The following is a 12,641-nucleotide window of genomic DNA, read 5'->3' on the forward strand; positions in this document are numbered from 1 at the left end:
ATTATTCCTAAATTTTATATAGAATCCTTTTAATACAATACCAAGACCTCATATACAGAATCCCCTAAAGTTTGAATATAACAAACTTATACATTATTTTTTACAGAAGTAAAAAAAGTCCAGATTACATTAATACAATTCTATATACCTTAAAATGACTTTAATATCAATGATCTTCAAATGCTTCTTCCCATGTTCCTTCTGTAGCAGCACGAGCATATTCTGTAACTCTATTTTCAAAAAAATTAGTATGCTCTACCCCATTTAAAATTTCATCCAACCATAATAAAGGGTTTTTATTTGTATCATATATAGGTTCTAGATTTAATTGCAATAATCTTCTATTTGCAATATACCTAATATATTCTTTAACTTCTTTAGAAGACAAACCTTCAACATCTCCACAAGCAAATGCTAAGTTAATAAACTCATCTTCTAATGAAACAATTATTCTGCACGCTTCATATAATTCTTGTTTTAATGAATCATCCCATATTTCATAGTTCTCTTGAATAAAAGTATTAAACAATCTGATTATTGATTCCGTATGTAATGTTTCATCTCTTACAGACCAAGCTATAATCTGTCCCATACCTTTCATTTTTCCAAAACGTTGAAAATTTAATAAGATTGCAAATGAAGCAAACAACTGCAACCCCTCTGTAAAAGCACCAAAAACTGCTAAAGTTTTTGCTACATGTCTTTTATCATTTTTCCTACATTCCTCAAACCTTTGCATGTAATCATATTTCTTCTTCATTACCTCAAATTTTAAAAATGCTTGGTATTCAATTTCAGGCATTCCAATAGTATCCAGTAAATACGAATAAGCAGCTATATGTATAGTTTCCATATTTGAAAATGCAGAAAGCATCATACATACTTCTGTAGGTTTAAAAATATTTGAATAATGTTTCATGTAACAATTGTTCACTTCAATATCAGCCTGAGTAAAAAAACGAAAAATCTGAACTAAAAGATTTTTTTCTTTTTCCGAAAGCACTGTTTTCCAATCCTGAACATCATCTGCAAGTGGTACCTCTTCAGGTAACCAATGTATTCTTTGCTGACATAACCAAGCATCATATGCCCAAGGATAGTTAAATGGCTTATAAATTGGCCTAGAATCTAATAATGACATCTCTAAGTACTACTGAACAAAAAAACAACATGGATCACAAGCTAAATCCAGGAAAACTATAACAACTATTTACCATAAAAATCAACTAAGATTTTTTTACTAAACATAATAAATACAACTATACAAAATATTATGTACTTATAATCTTAATATACTTATATTATATTTTGACTAAAAATATTAAAAAAATAATTTGCATATTAAATTATTTACAATTATACAGTACTGATAAAATTGTATGTGTAATAATGCTATGCTAACAAAAGTTCAACAAAGAGCAGCAATAAATAACATAAATTTAAAGCAGTATATAAGGGACATCACATTAGAAAAGATTGATGAAGCTCTCATAGATATCAGCAATGTAATACCATTATGTATAGCACTCATGCTAGATATCACGCCAGATTTTACTTCCTTCAGAAACGAAGTAACATCTATGTTAGAAGAATATAAGGAATGGTTTATTGCAAACGGGGAAGCAAAAATGCCCCTAATTGATGATAGAACCTCAGACACTTTATGGAACAGTATAAAAGAAATACACACATTATACCACAAACACCAAATGTCAATTTCTAGCAACGATGGCATTAATATTCTAGATAGAATCGCATTTAACTCTGCTCACAACACGCAAGATATTATAATAGATAATAAATTAAAGTATAAAATTCAATATATCATACTGTCATCATTCATTGATCAATGCTTTGATACTGATACTAACCCTACAACAATATACAAAACGGAAATTCTACTGCTAACATCTGAAATTAGAAGTAAGATAACGAACAAATTAAAAACAACACTATTTCAGTATGTACAAAAAAAAGCTTTTTCCTCATATGCAGAACATTTACGAAATTTATATAATATACAAGCATCATATGTAATAGAAAAAAACATTGACTTATTAAGAACAGCCGAACAATTTATTGGGTTAAAATCAATTCATATTTTGAACCAAAGAACATTCCGTAAAATCAACCTTTTGCTAGACAGTGGATGCGAAATCAATGTTAAATGCGATATTCCAACATACACAGAGATATTTCTAGAAATAAGTGACATAACTATCTTCGGCACAGTATACGGCAGCATCTTCAATAAATATGGTAGCATTACTATTATTGATGCAAAAGAAGAATGTAGCAAAAATATATTATCTATATTCGGAACTGTAAGTATCAATGGAAAAATAATTAAGAACAACTTACCTGATATATTTACTATTCCAGCCAATTTCTGCAGAAATATAAAACATAAAACCATAATAACTAGACAAACAGATCTCTGCCAAGCAGAAAAAGTAATAACATCATTTCATCCATGTGATGTTATCAATCAAAAAGATCCAAATGGAATACGTGCATTAAACATAGAACTATTCCACCCTAATTTTCAATACCACACCGTCATTGCATCCATAGGATGGCCTATCAATAAACAAAACAATACCTCAACTGAAAATGCTGAATTGCTATTTCATAATATAATACATAATGCAAACCACTTAAACATAATAGACAACATCAGTAAAAATCAGAGGCTACCAAATACTTTTTTTAATGATAGCATTCCTATGTTTATTCATAATATACGTATAACAAATAAACAATTAATCATTGAAAATTTAAGCAGTAATATAGCACTTTACTTAACATACATAACACACAGTGGTACAAATCTTACATCTAAATTTGGTGTTAATGAAGTAATAATACACAGTAAAGCTGTAGATTTTTCAATTTTAATACTTCATGATACAGATGTAACCGTATTTGGTAAATTTTGCGGCTTATTACATACAAACAAAGGTAATATTACAATTGTAGGACAAGTTAGAAAATCGAAAATTATATCAAACACTGGATTGATTAAAATAGAAAATAACTCTCTTAATGCTACAATTCCAATAGTAATAGATAGTTCTATAATCGCACAATATGGTGCAGTAGAAATTACTGGGCAATGCTCCAATTCTTATATAGATAGTAATAAAGTAACTAGAAAATTACCAAACAATACCAGTACTCCACCTTCATATCTTACAAGACTTTCAGAAATATTTTCTGCACTTACAAGAACAATAGCAAGATAATTATGACATTATCATAGTACAAACCATAATAAAAAGATTCTAATAAAAAAGTGTGTATCACTAAACACAGTAAAATTTCAGTATTAGCAAATATTTACTTCATATTTTACTATAATCTCTGTATATGTATTCAAGATAAAACTTTATAACGCAGAGTTATAAAAAAATTCACTTGTTATTTTATTATTTCTTATACCAATGCGTAGTTCCATCTTTATTGTCAGAAAGAACTATTCCACGATTTAATAAAAGCTGACGTATATCATCTGCCCTTTTAAAATCATTATTGGCTCTCGCTTTTTTTCTTTCATCTATCAATTGACTTATTTCTTGATTATTATCATCAATTTTAAACCAATCTTGCCAAGAATGCTGTAAGATACCTAAAAAATTTGCAGTCTTAATAAGAGTTTTCGTTAAAGATATCTTTTCTATCATATCAGCTGTTTTATTAATCTCTGTCACCATTTCATGCAACATTGAAATAGCTTTTGGAGTATTAATATCATCTTTTAAACAATCAATAACATGACTCGATAACTCTACACTATCATCCAACGATAAATCAACATTTGTAGAACTCAAAGCAGTATACATACGATTAAGTGATTCTTGAGCACTAGCCACCATTTGACTATTCCAATCTAAAGGTTTTCTATAATGAGTACTCAATAACACATACCTTATCAATTCACCTGTAATCCCACTATTCAATAACTGCCTAACTGTTAAAACATTACCTAAAGATTTACTCATTTTCTCATCATTAACTGTGAGAAACCCATTATGTACCCAATATTTAGCATAACGGCTATCAGGAAAAGCACAACAACTCTGTGCTATTTCATTTTCATGGTGAGGAAATTGTAAATCTGCTCCACCACCATGAATATCAAAATTTTCCTTTAAATAACGATAACTCATAGCTGAACATTCTATGTGCCATCCTGGTCTTCCTAACCCCCAAGGACTTGACCAGCAACTCATTAATTGATTATCTATTTCAGTTGCAGGCTTCCATAATACAAAATCCCCTGGATGCTTTTTACCTACCTCTATATCTATTCTACTACCATAAATAAGTTGTGAGATATTACGCCCAGATAACTGACCATAAGAAGAATAAGACTCTATATTAAAGAACACACTACCATTATATACATACGCATGACCAGAATCTACCAACTTCTGTATTAAACTTATTATAACATCTATGTTGTCAGTCGCTCTTGGCTCATAAGTAGGTTCCAAACAATTCAGCATTCTCATATCTTCATGAAACGCTTTTATATAAATTGCAGTAACATCATATATGCTTTGGTTAGTATTTTGTGCAACATTAATAATCTTATCATCAATATCAGTAATGTTTCTTACATACGTTACTTTAGGATATAGCAACTTCAATAACCTAAACAGCACATCATATATAACTACTGACCTAGCATTTCCAATATGTGCAAAATCATAGACTGTAGGACCACAAACATAAACCCTTACATTATCAATGCTAAAAGGTACAAAAGGTTCTTTAATGCCAGTTAAAGTATTATATATGATCATGTAAATTTAGATAAAAAAGAAAACATACTTACAACAAGTTTGGGACCCAGAATAACTACCATAAGAGTAACAATAATACCAAACAATGATACTATTACTCCAAGAATCACCATCACACCATCTTTATTAAGCATGCCCAAAGACATAATTGACACACCACCAGCTGGTATGAAATTCGTTAAAGGTAAAGGTATAGCTATTGATATAGCACATATAAGAGAAATAAAAGCTATAACTTTCTCTCCAAAACTATTAAATATAAATAATAAACGAGGCTTTGTAAGTTTTTCTGCTTTTCTTAATATAGGAGCAGTTTTTTCAATAATTAAAGCTAATGTTGTACGTTTGAAAGACTTTTTTTCTAACCATTTAGGCATCCAAGGAGCTTGCAACCCAAGCAACATTTGGAATGCAAACATTAATAAAGGTATTGAGAATATCGTTGTATATCCTGGAGGAACAGGTATAGGTATTGCAAGAGGTAAAGAAAATAATAACATCAATACTCCAAAACCACGAGCATGAAGTGCAGATTTTAACTCAAACAATGTAATTTTGTCTACATCAGCGTTACTTGTAACTTCTTCCAATAGATCTGAAACTGCTTTATTTTTTTCGTGCGACATATATACAAACTCATTTCAAAAACTATATAACATACTTTTAAGAAAAATAACACTGTATAATTAATAAAATTTACTATACATTTTTACTATCTACAAGTAGTAAAATATTATTTAACAACCAACACATCTAATTAATAATAAAAATCTATACAACATTACTTTAGAAACAATATCTTAATATTTTTACTCGCCACAAATAAAACCACAACACCACCAAGAAATCAAGTCATAGTACTATTTTAAGTAATTTTCATAAGTTAATATTCAACATAAAATTCTTAGTTATCAATTGACTATAATTTTATATAACTGATAGCATATTCTAGAAGTAAAAGATTGATAATATATTTAATTTATTTTGATACACATATTATGTTATCTAGCACTAACCTACAATTCTTGTCCTAGTATGATATATCAATATCTTGTAAATAATATTCCATAGTATCCTAATTCTTAAATTCAACAGTATCTTAAAAATTAATTGCATTATACTTTAAAGAAGTATAATAGTATTTTAACAAAAATAATTTACTATTATCATTGTCAACTATCGCACTAAAAAAATGCTTAATAATTTTAATCAAAAAATTATTGATTCGGTTCTAGAATTAATAAAACAAGAAGACGACTGCTTATTTAAGAGCTTTGTTAAACAATTCTACAGTTTCTCTTATGATAGCGATATTACTTTAGATACTAACTTTTTTCTATTTATAGCACGTGATTTATATCAACTCATCAAGATCAAACGACCCAGAGAAAGTAAAGTTAAAATATTCAACATAGAAGAACAAGATAATGAGACAATAAGCAACGTAACTATTATTGAAATAATAAATGATAACCTACCATTTATAATTGATTCTATTATTATTGCAATAAAAAAACACAATGCATCAATATATCATTATACAAATGCCGTATTAAACATTGAACGAAAAGAACAACATATACATGCAATCTCACCTGCACAGTCTTGTTTAAATGATGAAACAAGTGAATCAATAGTATATTTTATTATTAGCAATATTGACAAAGAATCCCATAAATCCTTAAAACATGATATTGAAAAAAATTTACAATTAGTAGGCTATTGCGTTAATGACTGGAAATCAATGTTACATCATTTTGATTCAGCATTGAACGTTATGAAAGATCTTTATGATAATTCTATAGAAGAAGAAATCACATTTTTAGAATGGTTAAGGAAAGATAACTTCATCTTTTTAGGGTATGAAGAATACATTGTAGACCAACACAAATTACTAATTAATACTAAAGCTAATCTTGGGTTACAAAAAACTAATACATCTGATGAATCTAGTAAAAATTTATCTAACTCTACAGAACATGTATATATTATACAATCCAACATTTTATCTACAGTACATAGACATGAATACATGATTTGTGTCGGATTGAGGATATTCAATCAGGATAATATTTTGGTCAAAGAACATTGTTTTTATGGTTTCTTTGCGTCAATAATTTCATTTCAAGATGCAAACTCTATTCCATTGATTAGAAGCAAAATAAAAGCTGTAGAAAAGAGAGCAGGATTTACTAAAGGTGGGCATAGTAATAAGGCACTGATTGACATCTTACAAAGGTTATCTAGAGATGAATTATTTCAATTTTCTGAAGAAGAACTATTCGAAATTTCAATCGGTATACTGTCTTTAGCTAATAACCCAAAAATTAAGCTTTTTATAATAAAAGGTCAGAGTCACAGCTTTGTAAACTGCATTATTTTTATACCAAAAGCCTTAGCAAGTACTGAACTTGCAAATAAAATGAGCTATATATTAGAGCAGATGCTTACAGGTAAAGTTGTCAATAATCAATATAACATGTTAAACGAATATAACTTAGTTAGATTACAATTTATACTCAAAGCACAAGATAAGTTATTTAGTGATTTTTCGGAATTAGAAATTGAAGAAAAGTTAATCGCAGCATCTAGAAGATGGGAAGATAAACTACAAGATGTTATGTGCTGCAATTTAGGATCTATAAACCCATTTTTACAATATCTAACAGCATTTCCACCAAGCTATCAAGAATATTTTAATCCAAAAAGCGCTTACCATGATATAATAAAATTAGAGCAAGTTTGTAAATACAATACTAGTGAAGCTGATCTTTACTTGATAAAAAATAGTGTTCACTATCAGTTAAAAATATATATACCTCAAGAAAGTAACCTTCAACTTTCAAAAATACTAAGTATAGTTAAAAAGATGGGAACAAATATAATCCTACACCACAGCTATACTATTACAGCAAAAATTACTGTATACCTACATCATTTTATACTGTCAAATACTAAACAATCTTTTGACCATAACAGTATCAAACAACAATTCGAAACTACAATTAAAAAAATATTTGCTAAAGAAATAGAAAATGATTACTTCAATAGCTTAGTCATATTAGCTAACTTACACTGGAAAGAAGTCATGCTAATAAGAGCACTAAGTAGATATTTAAAACAAGTATCATTTAATTATAGTCAAATTTACACTCAAAAAGTTGCCATAAAATATCCAAAAGTCTTGTTTAATTTTATAAAACTATTTGAGGCTAGATTTAATCCAGAAATGGCTAATGATCAAGAATCTCATGCTATAGAAAATAAAATTAATGAACTGTTACTAGAAGTTACAGATGTAGTTCACGATCATATTCTACGGTCTATATATGCGCTAATCCTAGCGATTCTGCGTACAAATTATTATAAAGATAAAGATTATTTATCTATAAAATTAGACTCAAGTAAAGTACCAAACATACCTTTACCATGCCCTTTTAGAGAAATATATGTATACTCTAACCTATTTGAAGGTATACATTTACGAGGTGGGAAAGTAGCACGTGGAGGAATTAGATGGTCTGACAGAACTGAAGATTTTCGTACAGAAATATTAGGACTAATGAAAGCACAAATGACAAAAAATTCTGTAATTGTGCCAGTAGGATCTAAAGGAGGATTCATCTTAAAACGTGCACCAAAAAATGCAGCTCTACTAAAAAGTACTGCTGTAGAGTGTTATAAAAACTTCTTAAGAGGTATATTAGACATTACCGATAACATTATTGATGACAAATATGTCACACCTAATGACATTATAAAATATGATGAATACGATCCATATTTAGTAGTTGCAGCAGATAAAGGAACCGCCACATTTTCTGATTATGCAAATGAAATTTCTGAAGAATACAATTTTTGGCTAGGGGATGCCTTTGCATCTGGAGGATCAATAGGATTTGACCATAAAAAAATGGGTATTACAGCTAAAGGAGCTTGGGTAGGAGCTCAAAGGCATTTTTGGCTTATGGATAAAGATATATATAACGAACCATTTACAGTGATTGGTATCGGGGATATGTCTGGAGATGTATTCGGGAATGGAATGTTATTATCTAATAAAATACATCTCATTGGAGCATTTAATCATAATCACATTTTTATTGACCCATCACCTGATCCAGAAAAAAGTTTTCTTGAACGCAAAAGGCTATTTAACTTAACTAGCTCTTCCTGGGAAGATTACGATAAATCATGCATCTCAAAAGGTGGAAAAATCTTTAACCGCAATTCTAAAATATTGGACTTAACCCCTGAAATAAAAGAATTATTTAATATTAGTGAAGATCAAATTTTTCCCAATGAACTCATCAAACACTTATTAAAAGCAGAAGTTGATATGATATGGAATGGAGGGATAGGAACATATATCAAATCCTCACAAGAAAGCAACGCCGTAGTAGCAGACAAAACTAACGACGCACTAAGAATTAATGGCTCAGAAGTAAAAGCCGCAATGATAATAGAAGGTGGAAACTTGGGATGTACTCAACTTGGAAGAGTTGAATATGCACACAACGGAGGAAAGATCAACACTGATTTTACAGATAACTCTGGAGGAGTAATATGTTCTGACTTTGAAATCAATATAAAAATATGCCTAAGACTAGCAATGCAAAACAAGTACATTTCTTTAGCTGAACGTAATAAGATATTAGATGATATAATGCATGAAGTACCATCAATAGTTTTAGAATCACACAATAAATTAGAAACAAAAGCTTTAATGTTAGAATGTATACAAGCAAAAAATAGAATAGAACAACATCATAGGCTATTAAAATATTTAGAAAAAATTCAAGTACTAAACCGAGATATAGAATTTTTACCAAGTGATGAAGAAATCACAAAAATGAGTGCTGAAATGAAAGGGTTTACCTGCCCTCAAATTGCAATATTGATAGCATATACCAGAACATTTATAAAAAACGAAATTATGCTTTCCAATATCTTTCACCATTCAAGCAATTTATCAAGTTTATATGAATCCCAATATCTGCTCTCCTACTTTCCTCAGTATATAAGAGATAACTTTGCACAGTATATAAGGCAACATCCTTTAAAAAAAGAGATATTAGCAACTTGTATAGTGAACGACATAGTAAACAGAATGGGATGCATTTTTGTCAATCACATTATCGAAAATATTGGAATTACCGTTGAAGATATAATTAAAATATACGTCATAACAACTCACATATATAACTTATATGAAATATGGAAAACACTAGATGAACTAGATAGTAAAGTTCACATTAACGTATATACTTCCTTAATTAGAGAAGTACAAAAATTCATAGGACAAGTTACTTTCTGGTTTCTTAGAAATTCTTCTAAAATTACAAATATAGACACAAAATTAGATGAGTTATCATCACAAATATCATCACTTGAAGAAAACATAGAAAGTATTTTATGTAATGAATCTCTAGAAATATACAATAATACTTTATCCTCTTTAAGCGAGCATAATATTGAAGAATCAATTACAAAAAAAATCATAAAATTAAAATTTTTGACTGTTTCCCTTGATATAATACACCTAACAAATAGTTCAAATTTACCTTTATTAACTGTAGGAAAAATATACTTCCAGCTAAGATCATTATTAAACTTTAGCCGTATACGTGACCTTGCAGCACACATGGAATCAAACTCTTCATATTGGCAACGCATCGCTATTAGAAATCTACTTGATGACTTAAATGACTACCAGTTTATAATCACAGAAAGTATTTTAAAACAGGTAGAACCTACACTATCATTAGCAGTAAAATTGGATAAAGTACACAGCATAATTAATGACATAATTCAAAGTTGGTATATCAAAAATCAAGAAAAGCTGAACAGATATTATAATTTTTTAAATGAAATAAACACAACTCAACTTGATTTAAGTAAATTAATGCTTATAATAAAATCTCTTGATATGTTTATTAATTAAAACAATTCCAAATGTTTAGTGTTGGTATATCGGAAATTATTGTCATAATCCTAGTAGTATGCCTAGTAATTGATCCGAAAAAGCTTCCCTTTTTAGCAAAGAACTTAGGAGTTTATTACAAAAAATTTATAGATACAAAAGGAGAAGTGCTTAACTATTTTAATAAGTTTTACATGGACTGCATAGAAGAACAAAATGATAAAGTGACTATTAAAGAAATAGTAGGAAATGATGGAAAAGTATATAAAAGTTATGAAATAAAAAAAATATCAAGTAAAAAAGAAGACATATGACTGCAAAAGTATTAATAGTAGATGACTTACCTGCAAATATAAAATTGTTGCAAGCTAAGCTCATGAGTGAATATTATAACGTTCTAACAGCAACAAATGGGATGGATGCAATTAAAATTGCTGAAGAAAAACATCCAGACATAATACTATTAGATGTTATGATGCCAGAAATGGATGGATATGAAACTTGCAAGAGATTAAAATCTAATCCAGAAACTACATATATTCCAATAGTCATGGTTACAGCTCTTGATAATACATCAGACAATAGAGTTAGTGGTCTCAGCTATGGCGCAGATGATTTCTTAACAAAACCTATAAATGACACAGCTTTATTTGCACGTATCAGATCATTAACAAGATTCAAGATGGTTATAGACGAATTACGATTAAGAGGAAAAACAAATGCAGATATGAGTTTATTACACAATAATATGATGGACTATGCAAATAAAATTGACGATGCTAGCATCTTAATTGTTGATGAAGATATGATAAGATCTGAGCATATAAATAACGTTTTACAAAAGTCTTTCCAACAAACTGTAGTTTCACATAATATAGATCAAGCATTAACCCTAAGTAATACACAAAACTATGACTTAATCATTATTGATCTAGAATTTTCTGGAGATGGATTGAGGTTGTGCTCACAACTACGTAACAAAATAGAAACACGCTATACTCCTATTCTAGTATTACTTGATGAAAATGAGGATCCAAAATTATTAAGTAAAGCTTTTGACATAGGAATCCACGACTACATTACAAACCCTATAGACAGTAACGAGCTTATTGCAAGGGTAAACGTACAGGTAAAAAGGAAGAGATATCAAGATGCTTTAAGAATCAATGTAGATAACAGCATGGCAATGGCTATAACTGATCCTCTCACAGGGTGCTATAACAGACGATACTTTGATATGCATTTTCATAACATAGTAAATGAATCACTACAAAAAGATAAAAATCTATCTTTAATGATATTAGATATTGACCATTTTAAAGAAGTCAATGATACATTTGGACATACTGTTGGAGATGAGCTATTGCAACAGTTTAAAAAACGTGTATCAGACAATATACGCATTACAGACCTATTAGCAAGATTTGGTGGAGAAGAATTTGTTGTAATATTACCAGATACAACAATTACTACAGCAGAACAAATAGCTACAAGAATTCTTTCTGTAATAGAAGAAACTCCTTTTAAAACAAGTATAGGTGATATAAACAAAACCGTCAGTATTGGTGTAGTTGAAGTACAACAGTCTGACATTAATAATATAAAACAACTAGTAGACAGGGCTGATAAGTGCCTATATGAAGCAAAAAATACAGGAAGAAACAAAGTTGTCACATATCTATCATAGACAAAACGTTGTTTATAGTACTTGTACTTTGTAAATCATATTTGATTTACAAAGTACCTACACATATCACATATCACATATCACATATCACATATCACATATCACATATCACATATCACATATCACATATCACATATCACATATCACATATCACATATCACATATTAAGATTATAAATACTTCAATGTAAAAAAACATAAGATTTTAAAATATACAATGCATT

General features: G+C 29.1%; 7 protein-coding genes. 4 read left to right on the top strand and 3 right to left on the bottom strand.

From position 1 onward, the window contains the following. Positions 1 to 166: 166 nt before the first annotated feature. The gene (locus tag ECH_RS03175; RefSeq protein WP_011452799.1) at positions 167 to 1,141 is read right to left on the bottom strand and encodes a ribonucleotide-diphosphate reductase subunit beta; all 975 of its coding nucleotides are present in this window, start codon (positions 1,139 to 1,141) and stop codon (positions 167 to 169) included. Positions 1,142 to 1,394: 253 nt separating this feature from the next. Here ECH_RS03175 and ECH_RS03180 point away from each other — a divergent pair, with 253 nt between their 5' ends. Beyond that, positions 1,395 to 3,245 (top strand): hypothetical protein, encoded by a 1,851-nt coding sequence (locus tag ECH_RS03180; protein WP_226988390.1) that lies wholly within the window; start codon positions 1,395 to 1,397, stop codon positions 3,243 to 3,245. A 183-nt stretch (positions 3,246 to 3,428) separates the two neighbouring features. Here ECH_RS03180 and cysS read toward each other — a convergent pair whose 3' ends face one another. Further along, complete coding sequence (cysS, locus tag ECH_RS03185; protein ID WP_011452801.1) at positions 3,429 to 4,808, bottom strand: cysteine--tRNA ligase; 1,380 nt, start codon at positions 4,806 to 4,808, stop codon at positions 3,429 to 3,431. Beyond that, positions 4,805 to 5,434: an exopolysaccharide biosynthesis protein gene (locus ECH_RS03190; RefSeq protein ID WP_006011382.1), complete on the bottom strand. Its 630-nt coding sequence runs from the start codon at positions 5,432 to 5,434 to the stop codon at positions 4,805 to 4,807. The genes cysS and ECH_RS03190 overlap by 4 nt, the downstream gene beginning before the upstream one ends. 566 nt (positions 5,435 to 6,000) lie before the next feature. Between ECH_RS03190 and ECH_RS03195 the strand changes: the two genes are divergently transcribed. From ECH_RS03195 to ECH_RS03205, 3 genes are read left to right on the top strand one after another with little or no spacing between them, the layout of a single operon-like run. Next, the gene (locus tag ECH_RS03195; protein WP_011452803.1) at positions 6,001 to 10,752 is read left to right on the top strand and encodes an NAD-glutamate dehydrogenase; all 4,752 of its coding nucleotides are present in this window, start codon (positions 6,001 to 6,003) and stop codon (positions 10,750 to 10,752) included. Between the two features lie 11 nt (positions 10,753 to 10,763). Further along, complete coding sequence (locus ECH_RS03200) at positions 10,764 to 11,045, top strand: Sec-independent protein translocase subunit TatB (protein ID WP_006011052.1); 282 nt, start codon at positions 10,764 to 10,766, stop codon at positions 11,043 to 11,045. Then, positions 11,042 to 12,418 carry a PleD family two-component system response regulator gene (locus ECH_RS03205; RefSeq protein ID WP_006011054.1) on the top strand — a complete coding sequence of 459 codons (1,377 nt, stop codon included), beginning with the start codon at positions 11,042 to 11,044 and terminating at the stop codon, positions 12,416 to 12,418. Before ECH_RS03200 ends, ECH_RS03205 begins: the two co-directional genes overlap by 4 nt. Positions 12,419 to 12,641 lie beyond the last annotated feature (223 nt).

The organism is Ehrlichia chaffeensis str. Arkansas (assembly GCF_000013145.1).
Classification (GTDB): domain Bacteria; phylum Pseudomonadota; class Alphaproteobacteria; order Rickettsiales; family Anaplasmataceae; genus Ehrlichia; species Ehrlichia chaffeensis.

Bases quoted from the DNA above. Each gene is read 5' to 3' on its own strand.
- ECH_RS03175 (WP_011452799.1), bottom strand. From the start codon at position 1,141: ATGTCATTATTAGATTCTAGGCCAATTTATAAGCCATTTAACTATCCT.
- ECH_RS03180 (WP_226988390.1), top strand. From the start codon at position 1,395: ATGCTAACAAAAGTTCAACAAAGAGCAGCAATAAATAACATAAATTTA.
- cysS (WP_011452801.1), bottom strand. From the start codon at position 4,808: ATGATCATATATAATACTTTAACTGGCATTAAAGAACCTTTTGTACCT.
- ECH_RS03190 (WP_006011382.1), bottom strand. From the start codon at position 5,434: ATGTCGCACGAAAAAAATAAAGCAGTTTCAGATCTATTGGAAGAAGTT.
- ECH_RS03195 (WP_011452803.1), top strand. From the start codon at position 6,001: ATGCTTAATAATTTTAATCAAAAAATTATTGATTCGGTTCTAGAATTA.
- ECH_RS03200 (WP_006011052.1), top strand. From the start codon at position 10,764: ATGTTTAGTGTTGGTATATCGGAAATTATTGTCATAATCCTAGTAGTA.
- ECH_RS03205 (WP_006011054.1), top strand. From the start codon at position 11,042: ATGACTGCAAAAGTATTAATAGTAGATGACTTACCTGCAAATATAAAA.